Origin of the sequence: Pseudomyxococcus flavus, assembly GCF_050038885.1 — a bacterium.
GTDB lineage: Bacteria > Myxococcota > Myxococcia > Myxococcales > Myxococcaceae > Myxococcus > Myxococcus flavus.
In genome coordinates, this window is record NZ_CP143624.1 from 2,731,769 (window position 1) to 2,749,813 (window position 18,045).

An 18,045-nucleotide genomic window follows, 5' to 3' on the forward strand; every position below is an offset into this window, starting at 1 on the left:
GACTCCGCTCGGGCCCTGGCGAACCGGAACATGTCGTGTTTCACCCGGAGCATGGGCCTGCCTGGCTGTCCCCATTGAAGACTGGTGGACACCGCGACCGGGGGCCGGCATCAGTGTTCGACAGTGGCCACGTCCACGTCTATGTCCCAGAACATGACCGCCGCGCCCACGGAAGTGCTGCTGTTCACCTTGAACGGCCAGCGCTACGGACTGCCCGCACCCGACGTGCGTGAGCTGGTCCGTGCAGCGCGACTGACGCCCCTGCCTCGCGCGCCCGCCGTGGTGGAGGGCTTGCTCGACCTGCGCGGAACCCTGCTGCCGGTATTGGACCTGCGCCTGCGCTTCCGCCACCCGCCCCGCGCGCTGTCGCCCCTGGACCACTTCATCGTGGCGTCCGCGGGTGAGCGGAACGTCGTGTTGCGCGTGGACCGGGCCGAGGGCCTGCGCGTCCTCCTGCCGGACGAGTGGGACGCCACGCCGCGCGAGCTGCCCGGCGTGGGCTACGTGGCGGGCGCCGCGAAGCTGAAGGATGGGCTCGTCCTGGTCCACGACCTGCGCACCTTCCTGTCCGAGGCCGAGTCGCTGGCGCTGGATGCGGCGATGGCCGCGCCGTTGGAGCCGGAGACCGCGTGAGCTGGGGCCCCTGGAGCCACCCGGGCTATACGGAGGTGCTCGCGCTGGTGGAGGAACGCGCGGGGCTGGTGCCCCCCAGTTGCCCGGCGTCCGCCGAGGAAGGCATCGCCCGCGCCATGGCCCGCGCGGGCCTGAAGGACTTCGACGCCTACCGCGTGCGGCTCCTGGAGGAGCCCGCCGCGCTGGACGACCTGCTCATCGAGCTCACCGTCGGAGAGACGTACTTCTTCCGCACGCCCGAGCACTTCGAGCACCTGCGCGGCGTCGTGCTGCCCGACCTGCGCGAGCGCCACGGGCCGGACCACACCGCGCGCATCTGGAGCGCCGCGTGCTCCTCGGGCGAGGAGCCCTACTCCATCGCCGCGCTGCTGATGACCGAGGGCTGGGAGCAGCACATGGCGGTGTACGCCACGGACGTGTCGCGCGGGGCGCTCGCCCGGGCCCGGAAGGCGCACTATGGCGATTGGTCCCTGCGCGGCAACTGGGCGGACCGGATGCGCGCCCACCTGCGCGCCGAGGGGCGGCGGTACGTCCTGTCCCCCGAGGTGCAGAAGCACGTGCGCTTCAGCTACCTGAACCTCGCGCTCGACACCTGGCCCTCGCCGGAGAGCGGCATCTGGAAGCTGGACGTCATCTTCTGCCGCAACGTCCTCATCTACTTCAACCGGCCCACCATCGAGGCGGTCGCGCGCCGTCTCCACGACGCGCTGGAGGAGGGCGGCTATCTCTTCACCGGCCCGTCGGACCCGCCGCTCGGCGGGCTGGCGCCGCTGGAGAGCGTCCTCACCGAGTGGGGTGTGCTGTACCGCCGGCCCTTGCCCGGAGCGTCCCTCTCCGCGCCCTTCCCGTCCGCCCTCCCCACGTCATGGACCGGCGCCGTGGGCGGCGAGCCCGGTGGCTCCGCGACGGGGGCGCTCGAGGCCTGGAGCCCCTCCTCCACGGGCGTGCCCGGTCCTCACGGGGCCGCGACGGTGACGGCCCCCGCATGGGGGCGGGATGGCTCGCTCGCCGGGAGCATGGGCGGGACTGGCCCCGCGCCCGCCTCCCAGGCGATGAGCCCGGGACAGAGCGCCCCTGGAACGGGTGGGCCCGGCTCCGTGCCGATGCCAACCGCGGCGGAACCGCGCCGAGCCGGCCCCGGCATGGCCGGGCCCGGCGCCGCGCCAGGGCCCGCTGCCATGGGCCCGGGCCGGAGCGCCCCTGGCGCGGACACCGTGACGGCCCCCACCGACAGCGGCCCGGGCGCGTCCAGCCACTCCTTCCCCGCCAGCCCCCCGCTCCTCGCCGAGAAGCAGCCCCGCGCGCCCAGCGCGGCGGCCATGCAGGCCGCGCGGCAGTCGCTGGCCCGGGGCCACTGGCGCGAGGCGGCCCAGCACCTGGGCGCCCTGGGCGAAGACCCGGACGCCGCCGCCCTGGCGGTGCGCGCCCTGGCGAACCTGGATGCCCCGGCCGCCGTCTACGCGTGCGCCGAGGCCGCCACCCGCCACCCGCTGGTCGCGGGCCTGCGCTACCTGGAGGCCCTGTTGCTCCTGGGCCAGGGCCGGCTGGCGGACGCCGAGCGCGCCGTCCGTCAGGCGCTGTACCTGGAGCCCACACTCATCGTGGCGTGGCTCATCCTCGGGCGCGTGCTACGCAGGCACGGCGACACGGCCGGCGCGGTGAAGGCGTGGCGCGAGGCGGAGCAACTGTGCACCGCGCTGCCGCCGGACGCGCCCGTCCCCCACGCGGATGGTGAGAGCGCGAGCAGGCTGGCGGAGGTGGCGCGCGGTGAGCGGTCACGCATGGAGGCAGCCCTGGCTGCCGGTGAGGAGCTGAGCTGATGCCGGGTTCCGGCGAAATCGACTGGGAAGCGGTCCGCGCGCGGATGGCGCGGCTGGCCTCGCAGGAGCAGGAGCAGGGCGCCCTGTCGCCCGAGGAAGCCGCGGCGCTGCTGGACGCCCGCGCCCGCGCGCTCTCACGCGTCCCCACGCCCGCGGTCGAGCCTGGCACCCTGCGCGAGGTGGTCCGCTTCAAGGCCGCGGGTCAGCGCTATGCCCTGGAGTCCCGCTTCGTGCTGGAGGTGGTGCGCACGGCGGAGCTGGTGACCTTGCCCGGCGCTCCGCCCGCGCTGCGCGGCCTCACCCTCATGCACGGCGAGGTGCTGCCCGTGGTGGAGCTGGCGCCGCTCTTCGGGCGCGCGCCCTCGGACACCCCGGGGCCCTTGCTCGTCATCGGGGCGGGCCGCCCCGAGCTGGGCCTGCGCACCGAGGAAGTGGAGGAGGTCGCCATCCTGGCCGGCAGCACGCTGCTGGAGCCGCCCAGCGCCCTGGACGACGTGGCCGGGAGCCTGGTGTCCGCGGCCGACAGGGACGGCACCCTGGTACTGGAGGGCGACGCGCTCCTGGGTGACAGTCGCCTCATGTTCGATTTGTCCGACGAAGGAACAGTATGAGCATCGGGAACCGCATCGCATTCGGATTCGGACTGTCGTTGTTGATGTTGCTGGTCGTGGCGGGCGTGGCCTTCCAGGGCGCCAATCAGCTCACGACGAGCACGGCGGGCCTGCTGACGGCCCATGAGAACTTCCGCATCATCCGCGAGGTGCGCGCGCTGCTGATGGACGCCGAGTCCGGCCAGCGCGGCTTCATCCTCGCCGGGGAGGAACCCTACCTGGTGCCCTACCGCGACGCGGTGGCGGCGCTCCAGAACGACATGGCCCGGCTGCGCGAGGCCATGGCGGACCACCCCCAGCAGCGGGCGCGCCTGGCCAGGCTGGAGCCCATCGTCGCCCAGCGGCTGGACCGCCTGGAAGAAGGCATCCGCTTGCGGCGCGAGCAGGGCCTGGAGGCCGGGGCGAAGTACATCCAGGCCGGCCAGGGCCGGGAAATCATGCTCCAGGTCAAGCAGGTCATCGACGAGATGCTGGTGGCGGAGCAGGAGCGCTGGGACGCGCACGCGAACGCCGCCCGGGAGATGGCCCAGCGCATCCTCTGGGTGCTGGGCATCGGTACCGCCCTGGGCCTGCTCATCGTCGGCGCCGGCAGCTACATCATCACCCGCGGCATCACCACCCCGCTGCGCGCGCTCATGGAGGGCGCCGAGCAGCTCGGCCGCGGCAAGCTGGACCACCGCATCCCCGTGAAGGGCAGCGACGAGACGGCGGAGCTGGCGCGCGCCTTCAACGACATGGCGGAGAAGCGCCAGCAGAACGAAATCCAGCTCGAGAAGGAGTCCGAGCAGCGCGAGCACACGCTCCGCACGGTGGCCGAGTTCGTCAACCAGTTGGCGGGCGCCAGCGCGGAAATCCTCTCCAGCACCACCGAGCAGGTCGCCGGCGCCCAGGAGCAGGGCAGCGCGGTGACGGAGACGGTGAGCACCATCGAGGAAATCACCAAGACGTCCGAGGAGGCCGCCGGCCGCGCCCGCGCGGTGAGCGACTCCGCCCGCCACGCCGAGGAGGTGGGCCGCAGCGGCCGCCGCGCCGTGGAGGAGGCCGTGGCCGCCATGGGCGCGGTGCGTGAGCAGGTGGAGTCCATCGCCTCGCGCATCCTCGCCCTGGCCGAGCAGGCCCAGGCCATTGGCGACATCATCACCACCGTCAACGACATCTCCGAGCAGACGCACATGCTGGCCCTCAACGCCTCCATCGAGGCCAGCCGCGCCGGTGAGCACGGCCGCGGCTTCGCGGTGGTGGCGTCCGAGGTGAAGGCGCTGGCGGACCAGTCCAAGAAGGCCACCGGCCAGGTGCGGCAGATTCTGGGGCAGATTCAGAAGGCCACCCACGGCGCGGTGATGACCACCGAGGAGGGCACCAAAAGCGTGGCCACCGCCACCCGCGTGGTGTCCGAGGCGGGCGCCAACATCCAGACGCTGTCGGACCTGCTGGCCCAGGCCTCGCTGACGGCGGCGCAGATTGCCGCCTCCGCCAACCAGCAGGCCACCGGCATCGGCCAGATTCGCCAGGCCATGCATGACGTGAATCAGGCCACGCAGCAGGCCCTCATCTCGTCGCGGCAGACCGAGCGCGCCATGCAGGACCTCAACGGCATGGGGCAGAAGCTCAAGGGCCTGCTGGGAGAGTACGGGCGCTGATGGACCGCGACCGGTTGGCCCAGGCGCTGCTGGCCACGTTCCTCGAGGAACTCGAGGGGCACGTCGTCTCGCTCAACCGCGAGCTGCTCGCCCTGGAGCGCGAGACGGCCCCCGCGCGCGTGGCGGAGCGCGTGGCGTCCCTGCTGCGCACGCTGCACAGCGTGAAGGGCGCGGCGCGCGCGGCCAGCGCCACCCTGGTGGAGACGGCCTGCCACCGCATGGAGGAGCTGCTGGAGCACGTGCGGGACGCGGGCGCGGGCACGCCCGAGGTCTACGAGCTGTGCTTCACCACCGTGGACGCGCTGGACGACGCCGGCCGGCGCCTGGCCGCGCGGCAGGACCTGACGGGCTCGCCGCTGGAGACGCTGCTGCCCCAGTTGGAGCGCGCCGCCGGACACCGGACCGCGGCGCCCTCCGGCGCCACGGCTGCCGTGGAGCACGCCGGAGGTATCGGGCCCACCGCGGGCACCGGGCACCCTACCGGCCCTGGCACCCACGCAGGTCCCGGCCCCGCCGCGAGCACCGCGCCCGACGCGGACACCGGAACCAGCGGCCCCACCCGGCCGGCGGCCTCGCGGCCCGAGCGGGCATCCGCGCAGCACGGGCCGTCCGAGCCAGCCGCCGCGCAGGCGCCGCAAGCGGGTGCGCCCATGCCCTCCTCGGAGCCACAGCCCGGCGCGTCCATGGGGGTCGAGGCGCTGCCCGTGCGCGTCTCCGCGCAGAAGCTGGACGCCCTGCTGGCCCGCAGCGGCGAGCTGCGCGTGGCGACGCTCCGCTTGGAAGGCCGCGCCGAGGCGCTGGAGTCGGTGCGCGAGGCGCTGGCGCAGGCCCGCGAGGCGGTGCTCGGCACGTCCGGAGAACAGGCGCTGCTGCGCGCGGAGACGGAGCTGGCGCGGGTGACGCTGGCGCTGGCCGCGGACCGGCGCACCCTGGGCGGCGTGGCCACCGGCCTGGACGACGAGGTCCGCCGCGCGCGCACCCTGTCCTTCGAGGAGGGCTGCGAGGGCCTGGAGCGCGCCGCGCGCGACGTGGCGCGCAGCCTGGGCAAGCAGGCGCGGCTGGAGATTCACGGCGGCGCGCTGGAGCTGGACCGCTCGCTGCTCCAGGGCCTGCGCGAGCCGCTCCTGCACCTGGTGCGCAACGCGGTGGCGCACGGGCTGGAGACGCCCGAGGCGCGTGAGCGCCTGGGCAAGCCGGCCGAGGGCCGCGTCACCCTCTCCGCGCGCCTCAAGGGCAGCCGCGTCGAGGTGACGGTGGACGACGACGGGCGGGGCCTGGACCTCGCCGCGCTGCGGGAGCAGGCGCGCGCCCGGGGCATGAAGGTGCCCGAGGAGGATGACGAGGCCGCGCGGCTGGCGTTCCTGGCGGGGCTGTCCACCGCGACGCAGGTGACGCAGGTGGCGGGCCGCGGCGTGGGCCTGGACGTGGTGCGCATGCACGTCGAGGGGCTGCGCGGCAGCGTGGAGGTGACGACGCTCCAGGGCCGGGGCACCTGCTTCACCCTGGACGTCCCCCTGACGCTCAGCACGCTGCGGGTGCTGCTGGTGTCCGCCGGCGGGCAGACGCTGGCGCTGGCCAGCGAGAGCGTGGCGCGGCTGGTGCGCCTGTCGCCGGACGAGGTGCGCGACGTGGAGGGCCGCCCCGCGTGGGCCTCGGGCGACGCGCTGGTGCCGCTGGCGTCGCTGGCGGAGGTGCTGGGCCTGCCGCCCGGCCCGCCCCGCACGCGCCGGGGCGCGGTGGTGCTGGCCGCGGGCACGGCGCGCGCCGTGGTGGTGGTGGACGAGGTGCTGGCCGAGCAGGAGGCCCTGGTGCGCTCCCTGGGCCACCGCGTGCGCCGGGCCCGGCACGTGTCGGCGGCGGCGGTGCTTCCGGACGGACGGCTGTCCCTGCTGCTCAACCCCGTCACCCTGGTGCGCGCGGCGGGGGGGCGCCCCGCCGCGTCCCTCTTCCCCGCGCCCGCCGCCCAGCGGACGCGGCGGCGGGTGGTGCTGGCGGACGACTCGCCCACCACGCGCGCGCTGGAGCAGAGCATCCTGGAGAGCGCGGGCTACGAGGTGGTGGCGTGCGTGGACGGCGCGGACGCCTGGGAGCGGCTCCAGGCGGGCGGCGCGGACGCCATGGTGCTGGACGTGGAGATGCCACGCATGGACGGCTTCGCGCTCACCGAGGCCGTGCGCGCCTCGCCGCGCTTCTCCCGGCTGCCGGTGGTGCTCGTCACCGCGCGCGGCAAGGCCGAGGACAAGGCGCGCGGGCTGCAAGCCGGCGCCAGTGCCTATCTGGTGAAGAGCGCGTTCGACCCGACGAGCCTGCTGGAGACGCTGAGACGACTGCTATGAAGAAAGACGCGTTGCGCATCCTGGTGGCCGAGGACTCGCCCACCGCCCGGCGCCTGCTGGTGGAAATCCTCCGCGCGGACCCCGGCCTGACGGTGGTGGGCGAGGCCAGGGACGGCGTGGAGGCGGTGGAGCTGGCCCAGCGCCTGCGGCCCAGCCTGGTGACCATGGACATCCAGATGCCGCGGATGGACGGCCTGGATGCCACCCGCCGCATCATGACGGAGGTGCCCACGCCGGTGGTGGTGGTGTCCACCCTGGTGGAGCGCGACATCCAGACGTCCATGGCCGCGCTGCGCGCCGGCGCGCTCGCGGTGCTCCAGAAGCCGCTGGGCCCCGAGTCGCCGGACTTCGACGCGGAGAGCCGCCGCCTGCGCGACACCCTCAAGGCCATGGCCGAGGTGAAGGTGGTGCGCCGCTGGCCGGACCGCGCCGTCGTGCCCACGCCCGTGCCCGCCGTCCCCGCGCGGCCCGTGTCCCCCACGCAGCCCGGCGTGGTCGCCCTGGCCGCGTCCACGGGAGGCCCGGCCGCCCTCTTCCGCCTGCTCTCCGAGCTGCCCGGCAACTTCCCGGTGCCCCTGCTGGTGGTGCAGCACATCGCCATCGGCTTCAGCCAGGGCCTGGCCCAGTGGCTGCGCACCGCCGGCCCCCTGCCCGTGAAGGTCGCCGAGGACGGCGAGCCCCTGCTGCCGGGCCACGTGTACCTCGCGCCGGATGATCGCCACCTCGGCGTGCGGAGCGAGGGCCGGGCGGAGGTCTCCCGGGCCGCGCCGGTGAATGGCTTCCGGCCCTCGGCGACGTGGATGTTCCGCTCGGTGGCCCGCGCCTACGGCCCCGCCTCGCTCGCCGTCATCCTCACCGGCATGGGTCAGGACGGGCTGGAGGGCGTGCGCGAGCTGCACCGCGCCGGGGGCCGCATCCTGGCCCAGGACGAGCAGACCTCCGTCGTCTACGGCATGCCCGGCGTGGTGGTGGGGGCCAACCTGGCCCACGAAGTCGTCGCCCTGCCCGACCTGGCGGCCCGCCTCACCGCGGCCTTCCGGGGAAACGGGGGAGGCTGAGTTACCGGGGCCAGAATATTGGATTTTAAAACATCCGCCGGAATCCCACGTCGCTGGGATGGTCCGGCGGCTGACCGGTGTCATGATGGGGACCTCTTTTCAGCCAGTCCCCATGGCAGCTCGACTTCCCGCCTCCCTCGCCTCCGCCTTCACCGCCCTCCCTGACCCGGCCTATGTCCTGGACGGGACGGGACGCGTGCTGGCCTGCAGCCGGGCGGGGGCCAGCGCGGTGGGGCAGCCCGCCGAGGCCCTGGTCGGCAGGCACTGGGGTGAGCTGGGCTTCCCACCCGAGGAGATGGCGCGGCTGGAGACGGCGCGCGCCCGGGTGATGTCCCTGGGCGAAGCCTGTCACCTCGAGGCGCCCTGGGCCACGGAGTCAGGGCCCCGGCGCCACGCGCTGGTGCTCACCCCCCTGCCCGCGGAGGACCGCGGCACCGGGTGCGTGCTGGTGACGGCGCGGCCCCTCACCGACGCGGAGGCCGTGTTCTCCCGCGCCATGGAGCTGGAGCTGGCCGCGCGGGCGGAGGTGGAGCAGGCCGAGCGCCGCCGCTCCTTCCTCTACCAGGCGATGACGACGCTCTTCACCCACCCGCCAGACCCGCAGGGCATGTACACGCTGCTGGCGCACCTGGCGGTGCCGGACCTGGCGGACTGGTGCCTGGTGGACGCCCTGGAGCAGGGCCCCTGGGTGACGCGCGTGGCCGCGGCCTGCCTGGACCCCACGCAGCAGCAGCGCGCGGGCGAGCTGCCCACGCGCACCGAGCTGCGGGAGGACGCCCCCGTGGGCCTCCTGCGCGTGCTGCGCACCGGCGAGCCGGAGCTGGTGCCCGCGGTGACGGACTCGCTCTTGCGCGCCGCCGCCGCCGAGCCGGCGCACCCCGCGCTGCTGCGGCTGCTCCAGGCGCGCTCGTACATGATTGTCCCCCTGCGCGCGCGCGGCCACACGCTGGGCGCCGTCACCTTCGTGTCCTCGGGCTCGGGGCGGCGCTACGGCCCGGACGACCTGGCCCTGGCCGAGGACCTCTGCCTGCGCGCCAGCCTCGCCATCGACAACGCGCGCCTGGTGGGCGAGTCCCGCCGCGCGGCGCGGGCGCGCGAGGACCTGCTGGCGGTGGTGTCGCACGACCTGAAGAACCCGCTGGGCGTGGTGCAGCTCGGCGCGGCGCTGCTCCTGCGCGGCGCGGGCGCCCGGCCCGGCGGCGAGAGCGTGGCCAAGCAGGCCAACCGCATCCAGGACGCGACCGAGCGCATGTCGCGCCTCATCTCCGACCTGCTGGACTGGGGCCGCCTGGAGGCGGGCGGGCTGCCGCTGGAGTGGGGCGAGCACGGCATCTCCGGGCTCCTCGGCGAGGCCCTGGACGCCATCCGTCCGCTGGCGGAGGCCAAGGGCCTGCACCTGTCCGTGGAGCTGCCCGCCGTCGACATGCACGTGCGCTGCGACCGGATGCGGGTGCTCCAGGTGCTGGGCAACCTGCTGGGCAACGCGGTGAAGTTCACCTCCGCGGGAGGCCACCTGACGCTGGGCGCGCGGGTGCGCGGCGGCGAGGTGTCCATCCACGTGCGCGACACCGGCTCCGGCATCGCGCCGGACGCGCTGCCGCACATCTTCGACCGCTACTGGCAGGCCCGGGACGCGGCCAGCCGTGGCACCGGCCTGGGGCTGGCCATCGCCAAGGGCCTGGTCGAGGCGCACGGCGGCGGCATCCAGGCGGAGAGCACCCTGGGCGAGGGCAGCGTCTTCACCTTCACCCTCCCCTCGGCCGCCTCGGCGCTGCCCGCCCATCCGCCGCTCGCGCGCAGCGCCTCGGACGCCTGAGCCGCTCCGGCAAGGGAGCCGCATGTCCTTCCTGCAGCAGGCCCTCGTGTTCCTCGCTGCGGCGGTGGTGGCCGTCCCCCTCTCCCGGAAGCTCGGCCTGGGCTCCGTGCTGGGCTACCTCGCGGCCGGCGCGGCCATTGGCCCCTGGGGGCTGAAGCTCATTGGCGACGTGGAGCACATCTTCCACGTGGCCGAGCTGGGCGTGGTGCTGCTGCTGTTCATCATCGGCCTGGAGCTGGAGCCCAGCCGCCTGTGGGCGCTGCGCCGCTCCGTCTTCGGCCTGGGCGGCATGCAGGTGCTGCTCACCGGCCTGCTCCTGGCGGGCGTGGGGCTGCTGTGCGGCCTGCCGCCGGGCGCGGCCATCGTCACCGGCTTCGGCCTGTCCCTGTCCTCCACCGCCTTCGCGCTCCAGCTGCTGGCCGAGCGCAACCAGCTCACCAGCCCGTACGGGCAGATGGCCTTCGGCATCCTCCTCTTCCAGGACCTCGCGGTGGTGCCGCTGCTCGCGCTGCTGCCGCTGCTGGGGAAAGGCGGCGCGCCCTCGCCCGAGCCGGTGTGGCTGCTGCTGCTCGAGGACGTGGGCGTGCTGGTGGCGGTGGTGCTGGCCGGCCGCTACCTGGTGCGCCCGGTGTTCCGCGCCGTGGCCGCCACCCACAGCCAGGAGCTGTTCACCGCCACCGCGCTCCTGGTGGTGGTGGGCACCGCGTCGCTCGTCAACGCGGTGGGCCTGTCCATGGCGCTGGGCGCCTTCCTCGCCGGCGTGCTGCTGGCGGACTCCGAGTACCGCCACGAGCTGGAGGCGGACCTGGAGCCCTTCAAGGGCCTGCTCATGGGGCTGTTCTTCATCACCGTGGGCATGTCGGTGAATCTCAGCCTCATCCTCCAGAAGCCGCTGCTGGTGCTGGGCCTGGTGCTGGGGCTGGTGGCGCTCAAGGGCGCGGTGCTCTACGGCCTGGGCCGCGTCGTCCTGAGGCAGCGCGCGGCCGCGGTCGACCTCGCCGTCGTCATCTCCCAGGGCGGCGAGTTCGCCTTCGTGCTCTTCTCGCTCGCCACCGGCCAGCACGTCATGGACCGCGCGCTGTCGGAGCTGCTCGTGGTGGTGGTGGGGCTGTCCATGGCCACCACGCCGGTGCTGTACGCGCTGCACGAGCGCTGGGTGCGGCCGCGCCTGCAGCCGGTGGCCGCGCGGCGCGAGTACGACGTGGCGCCCACCGAGGACAACCCCGTCATCATCGCCGGCTTCGGCCGCGTGGGACAGATTGTGGGCCGCCTGCTGCGCGCCAAGCGCATCGGCTTCACCGCCATTGACGCCAGCCCCGAGCAGATTGACTTCATGAAGCGCTTCGGCAGCCAGGTCTTCTACGGCGACGCCTCGCGGCTGGACCTGCTGCGCGCGGCCCGCGCGGACAAGGCGAAGGTGTTCGTGCTCGCCATCGATGACATCGAGGCCTCCCTGCGCACCGCCCGGGCCGTGAAGGAGCACTTCCCCCACCTCGTGCTCTTCGCCCGCGCGCGCAACCGCGTGCACGCCTACCGGCTGCTGGACATGGGCATCGACCGGGTGATGCGCGAGACGTTCCTCGACAGCCTGGAGATGGGCGCCGGGGTGCTCCAGGAGCTGGGCCTCACGTACTCGGAAAGCCGCCGCGCCCAGGAGCGCATGCAGGAGCACGACGAGCGCATGCTGCGCGAGACGGCCCGGTTCTACCGCGACGAGAAGAAGCTGGTGGAGCTGGCCGACAAGGCCCGCAGGGAGCTGGAGAGCCTCTTCGAGAAGGACGAAGCCGAGCAATCCGACCGGGCCTCGTGAAACCCTGTCGTCCCGGACTCCTCGCCTTCACCCTGAAATCCGTGTTTCACCCCTGGGTTGTATTCACCCGGGTCACATTCGTCTGTCCAAGGTGCATCCCCGGGGCCGGAGCCCGCCCCCCTTCCAGGCGGCGGGTGCGACGCGCGGTGCATCGACGCCTGCCTGGCATCGCGCGAGGCGGAGAGCGGAGTATGGTTCTCTCCCCACCGCTGACATCGAAGAGGCATGCCCCCCACCCCCGCCAAGAAGCGCCAGCGTCCTCTGGCCGAGCCTCCCGCCGAGACGCTCTCCTCCGAGCGGCTCCAGACGTTGCTGGAGGGGCTGCCGGACGCCTTCTTCCTGCTCGACGCGCGGTGGTGCCTCGCCTACGTGAATCCGCACATGGCCCGGCTGCTGGACGGCACCGCGCGGCTCCATGACGACGTGCGCCTGGCGTGCCCCGGGCTGCTGGAGCTGGGCCGCCACCTGTGCTTCGAGCAGCCCGTCTCCGAGCAGCCCCAGGTCCGCTACGAGCACGTCTGGCCGGAGCAGGAGGCGTGCTTCGACGTGCGCGTGCGCCCGGTGGAGGGCGGCCTGCTGGTGCACTGCCGCGACGTCACCGAGGAGCGCAGGTCCCGCGAGGCGCTGCGGCGCAACGACGAGGTGTTCCGCGCCATCCTCGAGGGGACGACGGACGCCGTCTACACGAAGGATGTGAATGGCCGCTTCACCATGATGAACCCGGCGGGCGCGAAGGCGATTGGCTACCGCGTCGAGGACGTGGTGGGGCACACCGACCACGAGCTGTTCGACCCGGCGGTGGCCCGCACCAACGCCGCGAACGACCGCGAGGTGTTCGCCTTCGGCCGCACCGTCACCTACGAGGACTCGCAGCCGGGCGTGGACGGCCCGCGCGTGTGGCTGTCCACCAAGGGCGTGCTGCGCGACGGCGAGGGCAAGGTGTTCGGCCTGTTCGGCATCAGCCGCGACATCACCCAGCGCAAGTGGGCGGAGGAGGAGGCCCGGCGGCACTCCGAGTTCCAGGAGCAGCTCATGGGCATCGTCACCCATGACATCCGCAGCCCGCTGGGCGCCATCATGAACTGGTCGCGCGTGCTCGCCGCCGGCGGCTCCGAGGAGGAGGCCCAGCGCACCAGCCAGCGCATCGCCGCCGCGGCGGTGCGCATCGAGCGCCTCACCCGGCTGCTGCTGGACTTCACCCGCACGCGGCTGATGGGCGGCGTGGCCATCGAGCCCCGGCCCGTGGACCTGACGGACTTGGCGGCCAAGGTGGCCCACGAGTTCGGCGTGGCCTTCCCCCAGCGCACCGTCCAGGTCGAGCACAAGGGCAACACCCAGGGCGTCTGGGACCCGGACCGGCTGGCGCAAGTCACGTCCAACCTGGTGGAGAACGCGCTCAAGTACAGCCCGCCGGAGACGCCGGTGCGGCTGACGGCGCGCGGGCTGCGCACGCGGGTGGTGCTGGAGGTCCACAACGCCGGCCGGCCCATCCCGGACCACCTGCTGCCCCACCTCTTCGAGCCCTTCCGCAGCGGCCCCCAGAAGTCCCGCACGCTGAAGATGAGCTACGGGCTGGGGCTCTTCATCGTCCGGGAAATCGTCCAGGCGCACGGCGGCACCATCGAGGTCCGCTCCGACGAGGCGGAAGGCACCACCTTCACCGTGACGCTGCCGCGCCGCTCCATGCCGGCGAAGCCGGCCGTGCCGCCCCTCGGCGGCGGGCAAGTCTAGTCCAGGTAGCGCCGCAGCAGGGCCACCAGCGCGGCGCCGTCGAAGGGCTTGGCCACGAAGTCGTTGCAGCCGCTGTTGAAGCACGCCCGCACGCTGCGCGCCTCGGTGCGCGCGCTGCACAGGATGATGGGCGTGCGCCGCGTCGGCTCGCGTCCGCGCATCATCCGGCACGCCTCCAGTCCGTCCAGGTGCGGCATCAGCACGTCCAGGAAGACGAGGTCCGGCCGCTCCCGCTCCGCGCGCGCCAGCGCCTCCAGCCCGTCCCGCGCGACGATGGCGTCATGGCCCAGCTCCGCCAGCAGCATCCGCTGCAGGAGCAGGACGGTGTCCGAGTCATCCGCCAGCAGGACCTTCTTGCGCCGCACGGGCGCGCGCGCCGTCATGGCCGCGCCTCCGCCTGGCAGAGCTGGCGCAGCTGCATGAGGCGCGGCGGCCCCATGCCCAGGAAGCGCACGCCCATGCCGTAGGGGTGGGACGCGCCGTGGCGCGGCGCGAAGGGGTGGGCCCAGGCCACCACGCCTTGCGTCTCCAGCCGCTCGCCCAGCGTGGGCAGCAGGATGTGCAGCTCCACCGCCGTCCCGGACCTCGCCGGCACCAGCGTGCGGAGGAAGAGGCCGCCGGGGCTCAGGGCACTGGACATGCCGGAGCGCCACTCCGCGCCGCGCGGCCCCACCTCGGCGAAGGTCACCGGACAGCAGAAGCGCATCCGCTCCGTCACGCGCAGCGAGGCGGCCTCGCGGCCCAGCACCGCGTGGATGCGGGGCAGCAGCGTGCCAGGCCGTCCCGGCGCGCCCACGTCCAGCGAGAGCGACGGCACCCCCTCCAGCAGCGGCTGCGAGCGCAGGGTGGACAGGCCCCGCAGCGCGCCCAGCGAGTGCTCCCGGGACAGCAGCACCAGGTGGGGCCGCTCGCCATGCTCCACCACCCGCGACGCCGCGCCCCCCACGGTGGCGCTGTAGAGAATGCGGTAGCCGCAGGCCTCCAGCAGGGCCCCCAGTCCGCCCCAGGCCTGCGGCCCACAGGCGCCCGCCAGCAGCAGCAGGCGCGAGGCGTCGCGCGACGCCCGGATGGGGAAGCCCCCGCCTCCCAGCACCGCCAGCCGCGCGCGCAGCTCGTGCGTCCGCAGCGGCGCCTGCAGGCAGTCCTCGACGCCCTCCGCGTCCCCCACCTCGAGGACGTCGGCTGGCGTCTCGGCCTCCGCCACCAGCACCACGGGCGGCCCATCCACGCCCAGCCGCAGCTTCAGCGCGCGCAGCCCCAGCCCCGCGCCGGACACCAGCTCCCGCCAATGCAGCAGCACCAGGGACGGCCGCAGGTGCCGCGCCTCCAGGAACGCGGCCTCCAGGGAGGGGACCTGCAGGGCCTCGCAGCGCAGGGGACGCAGCGCCCGGGACAGCGCCAGCCAGGACTCGCTCGTGGCCCCCACGCACAACACCCGCGGCATGGCTTCCACCGGACCTGGCGACGGACGCACGCGTCCTGGAGCGCTCATCATGCGATGCCTCCCTGGTGGCCTTTGTCCCCCCCTGGCCCGCCCGCCCTTTGCTTCCCGTGACTTCGAAGTATGAGAAACGGTCACTGGTAGGAAATCACCCAGGGCCAGTTTCAGCAGACAGATGGGAAATAAAGGACACAGCGCACCGACGGGAGCCGCGGCCGGTGTTGGCGGCCCCACGGAGCGGCTTCAGACGCGGGCGACGTTGACGCCCGAGTCGACGGCCTGCAGGTCGTCACCGAAGCGCACGTCCAGCGCGCCCCCCGAGGGCGGCTCATAGGGCGCGCGTCCCACCTGCGCCGTTCCGAAGCGGGGCAGGAAGGGGGCCACCACATACGAGCGGAAGCACCAGGCGAAGAAGCTCGACGGCTTGAGGGCTGGGTCGATGGCGGACTCGACTTTCGCGTGCGCCGCGGGCAGCAGGCTCCAGTGCAGGCCTGGCATCTCGTGGTGCACGGCGTGGAGGCCGTTGTTGAAGAGGAAGAAGTTGATGAGGCGGCCGGTGAAGCTGCGGCTGTGGTCGTGCTCGCTCCAGGGGTCCGTGTGGACGTGCTGGATGTAGTTGAAGAACATGATGGTCCACAGCGAGAAGAGCGCCGGGACCAGGAAGGCGAGCGCCCAGATGCGTGCGCCGCCGACCACGCCGTGCAGGACCATGGCCAGCCCCAGCAGCGCCGCGTGCGTGCCGCCCCAGACGACGTACTGGGTGAGAATCTGGCGGAACAGCGGGCGGTTGCGCGCGCGGGCCTTGTCGATGAACGCCTGGGTCGGCGCCTGCTGCCAGTACGTGGAGACGAAGGGGAAGAGGAAGGCCACCAGGAAGTTGTGCTTCTTCGAGTAGCGCCAGGTGATGGTGGCGTCGCCCGCCTTGTTCACGAACTTGTGGTGGTTGAGGTTGTGCGTCGGAATCCAGACGAAGGTGGGGTACCCGTAGAAGAGCGACAGCCACATGCCCATCGCCTCGTTCAGCTTCCGGTTCCGGAAGGTGGGGCAGTGGTTGTGGTTGTGGGCGATGACGCCTGCCGACAGCGCCAGGTAGCACGCCAGTGGGCAGAGATAGGGAATCCACCCGGGGGCCACGTACATCGACAGGGCCACCACGGGCATGGCCAGACACCACAGCATCGTCCGGCGGTCAGCGGCGTATCGGAGCATGCCGGCATCCTGACCTACTCGGCGCCCGGCCACCATCCATCCGCCAACAATTCGAGCCCGGGCGGCGCTCAGTGGACGTGGCGCATCAACAGCGACACCATGTCCTCCAGCGGTGCGCTCGAGGTGGCCAACTCCGCCTCCTGCACCGCGCGCGGCATGCCGTACACCACGCAGGACGACTCGCTCTCGGTGAGGATGGTGCCCCCGGCTTCCCGGATGGCCCGGGCGCCCGCGACGCCGTCGTCGCCCATGCCGGTGAGCACCACCCCCACCGCGTCCGGGCCCCAGCTCTTCGCGGCGCTCTCGAAGAGGACGTCCACGCTGGGGTGGTGGGCCGTGCGCACGGGCCTCCGGTCCAGACGCGCGAGCGTCACCGCCCCGTGACGCTCCACCTTGAGGTGCTGTCCGGAGCGCGCCAGCACCACGCGGCCGGGCCGCAGCTCCAGCCCGTCCACCGCCTCCAGCACCTCCAGGGCGCAGTGCGCGTTCAGCCGCCGCGCCAGCGCCTCCGTGTAGCCAGCGGGGATGTGCAGCGCCAGCGCCACCGGGGCGGGGAAGTCCACGGGCAGCTCCGACAGCAGCCGGGTGAGCGCCTGCGGCCCGCCGGTGGACGTGCCCACCACCACCAGGCTCCGGGCCACGTCCCGTGGCGCCACCGGCGCTGTCTCGTTTGAGGGCGGCGGAGGCTCCGGTGCCACCCGGACCGCCGCGCGCGCGGCCGTGCGGACCTTCTCCACCAGCTCGCTTCCCAGCTCGTAGAGCCGCTCCGTGGCGAGCGCGGTGGGCTTGTGCACCAGCTCCACCGCGCCGGACTGGAGCGCGGCCACCGCCAGCTCGCTCTCCTCGCCCGCGATGCTCACCACCACCACGCGGGGCGCGGACTCGCTGGAGGCGAGCGCGCGCAGCACGCCCAGGCCGTCCAGGCCCGGCATCACCAGGTCCAGCGTGAGCACGTCCGGCGACAGCTCGGCCACCTTCTCCAGCGCGTCCAGGCCGTCGCGCGCGACGCCCACCACCTCCACGCCCTCCGCGGAGGAGAGCACCTGCCGCAGCACCTTGCGGGCGAAGGCGGAGTCATCCACCACCAGCACGCGAATGGGAGACTCCGCCGTCATGGCCCCGCCTTGGTGTAGAAGAAGGTGCCGCGCCGCTCCTCGCAGACGAGCGCGGTGCCGAAGCGCATCAGGGACTCGGAGGTGCCCACCAGCAGGTGGCCCCCGGGCACGAGCGCGCGCGTGAGGGACGCCACCACCCTCAGCGCGGTGGCGTCCTGGAAGTAGATAAGGACGTTGCGACAGAGAATGGCGTCGAAGACGCCCAGCTCGGCCACGGCCTGCGCGTCCACCAGGTTGACGCGCCGCCAGTCCACCGCATCCACCAGCTCCTGCCTGACGCGCGGGCGCCCCTCGCGCAGCTCCAGCCACCTTCCCTCCACACCCGCGGGCAGCGCGCGCAGGGAGCGCAGGTTGTGCTCGCCGCTGCGGGCCCGCTCCAGCGCGCGGGCGCTCAGGTCGCTGGCCACCAGCGACACGCCTTCGAGCACCCCCAGCTCCGCGAGCATCATCGCCAGCGTGAGGGGCTCCTCGCCGGTGGAGCAGGCCGCGCACCACACCCGGGGCTTGCGGCCGGCGCGGACGGCGGGGGCCAGCACGTCCTCGGACAGCACCCGCAGGGGCTGCGGCTCCCGGAAGAAGTAGGTCTCGTGGACCAGCAGCGAGTCCACCAGCGCGTCCAGGGCCTCCGGCCCCGCCGGGTCGTAGCGGAGGAAGTAGTAGTAGTCGAGCAGCGAGTCGAAGCCCGCGTCCAGCGCGCGGGGCACGACCTTGTCGGCGAGCAACTCCCGGTCCTCGGGGGCGTAGTGCAGCCCGGCGCGCTGCTCGATGAGCGCGGCCAGGATGGCAAACACCTGGGGAGACATGGGCAGAGAGAGCATGGCGGGA

General features: G+C 73.5%; 14 protein-coding genes. 9 read left to right on the forward strand and 5 right to left on the reverse strand.

Features of this window, described 5'->3' with window-relative positions; all coding sequences use genetic code 11:
* Positions 1-141 precede the first annotated feature (141 nt).
* The 9 genes from VZL07_RS11545 (at position 142) to VZL07_RS11585 (ending at position 13,455) form a co-directional block, all read left to right on the forward strand.
* Positions 142-633, forward strand: a complete 492-nt coding sequence (locus VZL07_RS11545) for a chemotaxis protein CheW (protein WP_426755553.1) — start codon at positions 142-144, stop codon at positions 631-633.
* Entirely contained in the window at positions 630-2,453 is a 1,824-nt protein-coding gene (locus VZL07_RS11550; RefSeq protein WP_426755554.1) for a CheR family methyltransferase, read from the forward strand. Before VZL07_RS11545 ends, VZL07_RS11550 begins: the two co-directional genes overlap by 4 nt.
* The gene (locus VZL07_RS11555; RefSeq protein WP_426755555.1) at positions 2,453-3,064 is read left to right on the forward strand and encodes a chemotaxis protein CheW; all 612 of its coding nucleotides are present in this window, start codon (positions 2,453-2,455) and stop codon (positions 3,062-3,064) included. The genes VZL07_RS11550 and VZL07_RS11555 overlap by 1 nt, the downstream gene beginning before the upstream one ends.
* Positions 3,061-4,704 (forward strand): methyl-accepting chemotaxis protein, encoded by a 1,644-nt coding sequence (locus VZL07_RS11560; protein ID WP_426755556.1) that lies wholly within the window; start codon positions 3,061-3,063, stop codon positions 4,702-4,704. Before VZL07_RS11555 ends, VZL07_RS11560 begins: the two co-directional genes overlap by 4 nt.
* Complete coding sequence (locus tag VZL07_RS11565) at positions 4,704-7,040, forward strand: hybrid sensor histidine kinase/response regulator (RefSeq protein ID WP_426755557.1); 2,337 nt, start codon at positions 4,704-4,706, stop codon at positions 7,038-7,040. The genes VZL07_RS11560 and VZL07_RS11565 overlap by 1 nt, the downstream gene beginning before the upstream one ends.
* Entirely contained in the window at positions 7,037-8,098 is a 1,062-nt protein-coding gene (gene cheB, locus VZL07_RS11570; protein WP_426755558.1) for a chemotaxis-specific protein-glutamate methyltransferase CheB, read from the forward strand. Before VZL07_RS11565 ends, cheB (VZL07_RS11570) begins: the two co-directional genes overlap by 4 nt.
* Before the next feature lie 112 nt (positions 8,099-8,210).
* Complete coding sequence (locus VZL07_RS11575) at positions 8,211-9,914, forward strand: ATP-binding protein (RefSeq protein WP_426755559.1); 1,704 nt, start codon at positions 8,211-8,213, stop codon at positions 9,912-9,914.
* Positions 9,915-9,936: 22 nt separating this feature from the next.
* The gene (locus VZL07_RS11580) at positions 9,937-11,724 is read left to right on the forward strand and encodes a monovalent cation:proton antiporter-2 (CPA2) family protein (protein WP_426755560.1); all 1,788 of its coding nucleotides are present in this window, start codon (positions 9,937-9,939) and stop codon (positions 11,722-11,724) included.
* 225 nt (positions 11,725-11,949) lie between these two features.
* On the forward strand, positions 11,950-13,455 hold the full coding sequence (locus VZL07_RS11585; RefSeq protein WP_426755561.1) for a PAS domain-containing sensor histidine kinase: 1,506 nt from the start codon (positions 11,950-11,952) through the stop codon (positions 13,453-13,455).
* Here the strand turns inward: VZL07_RS11585 and VZL07_RS11590 are convergent.
* The 5 genes from VZL07_RS11590 to VZL07_RS11610 all read right to left on the reverse strand — a co-directional run bounded on the left by VZL07_RS11590 (position 13,452) and on the right by VZL07_RS11610 (position 18,038).
* Complete coding sequence (locus VZL07_RS11590) at positions 13,452-13,838, reverse strand: response regulator (protein ID WP_426755562.1); 387 nt, start codon at positions 13,836-13,838, stop codon at positions 13,452-13,454. The genes VZL07_RS11585 and VZL07_RS11590 overlap by 4 nt on opposite strands.
* The gene (locus tag VZL07_RS11595; protein ID WP_426755563.1) at positions 13,835-14,950 is read right to left on the reverse strand and encodes a PilZ domain-containing protein; all 1,116 of its coding nucleotides are present in this window, start codon (positions 14,948-14,950) and stop codon (positions 13,835-13,837) included. Before VZL07_RS11595 ends, VZL07_RS11590 begins: the two co-directional genes overlap by 4 nt.
* Before the next feature lie 189 nt (positions 14,951-15,139).
* Positions 15,140-16,105 (reverse strand): fatty acid desaturase family protein, encoded by a 966-nt coding sequence (locus VZL07_RS11600; RefSeq protein ID WP_426755564.1) that lies wholly within the window; start codon positions 16,103-16,105, stop codon positions 15,140-15,142.
* Positions 16,106-16,173: 68 nt separating this feature from the next.
* On the reverse strand, positions 16,174-17,220 hold the full coding sequence (gene cheB, locus VZL07_RS11605) for a chemotaxis-specific protein-glutamate methyltransferase CheB (protein WP_426755565.1): 1,047 nt from the start codon (positions 17,218-17,220) through the stop codon (positions 16,174-16,176).
* Positions 17,217-18,038 carry a CheR family methyltransferase gene (locus VZL07_RS11610; protein ID WP_426755566.1) on the reverse strand — a complete coding sequence of 274 codons (822 nt, stop codon included), beginning with the start codon at positions 18,036-18,038 and terminating at the stop codon, positions 17,217-17,219. Before VZL07_RS11610 ends, cheB (VZL07_RS11605) begins: the two co-directional genes overlap by 4 nt.
* Between the last annotated feature and the right edge of the window lie 7 nt (positions 18,039-18,045).

Excerpts from the sequence above, each read along its gene's own strand:
- VZL07_RS11595 (WP_426755563.1), bottom strand. The coding sequence starts at position 14,950 with ATGATGAGCGCTCCAGGACGCGTGCGTCCGTCGCCAGGTCCGGTGGAA.
- VZL07_RS11600 (WP_426755564.1), bottom strand. The coding sequence starts at position 16,105 with ATGCTCCGATACGCCGCTGACCGCCGGACGATGCTGTGGTGTCTGGCC.
- VZL07_RS11555 (WP_426755555.1), top strand. The coding sequence starts at position 2,453 with ATGCCGGGTTCCGGCGAAATCGACTGGGAAGCGGTCCGCGCGCGGATG.
- VZL07_RS11545 (WP_426755553.1), top strand. The coding sequence starts at position 142 with ATGTCCCAGAACATGACCGCCGCGCCCACGGAAGTGCTGCTGTTCACC.
- cheB (WP_426755558.1), top strand. The coding sequence starts at position 7,037 with ATGAAGAAAGACGCGTTGCGCATCCTGGTGGCCGAGGACTCGCCCACC.
- VZL07_RS11580 (WP_426755560.1), top strand. The coding sequence starts at position 9,937 with ATGTCCTTCCTGCAGCAGGCCCTCGTGTTCCTCGCTGCGGCGGTGGTG.
- VZL07_RS11585 (WP_426755561.1), top strand. The coding sequence starts at position 11,950 with ATGCCCCCCACCCCCGCCAAGAAGCGCCAGCGTCCTCTGGCCGAGCCT.
- VZL07_RS11565 (WP_426755557.1), top strand. The coding sequence starts at position 4,704 with ATGGACCGCGACCGGTTGGCCCAGGCGCTGCTGGCCACGTTCCTCGAG.
- VZL07_RS11610 (WP_426755566.1), bottom strand. The coding sequence starts at position 18,038 with ATGCTCTCTCTGCCCATGTCTCCCCAGGTGTTTGCCATCCTGGCCGCG.
- VZL07_RS11575 (WP_426755559.1), top strand. The coding sequence starts at position 8,211 with ATGGCAGCTCGACTTCCCGCCTCCCTCGCCTCCGCCTTCACCGCCCTC.
- VZL07_RS11590 (WP_426755562.1), bottom strand. The coding sequence starts at position 13,838 with ATGACGGCGCGCGCGCCCGTGCGGCGCAAGAAGGTCCTGCTGGCGGAT.
- cheB (WP_426755565.1), bottom strand. The coding sequence starts at position 17,220 with ATGACGGCGGAGTCTCCCATTCGCGTGCTGGTGGTGGATGACTCCGCC.
- VZL07_RS11560 (WP_426755556.1), top strand. The coding sequence starts at position 3,061 with ATGAGCATCGGGAACCGCATCGCATTCGGATTCGGACTGTCGTTGTTG.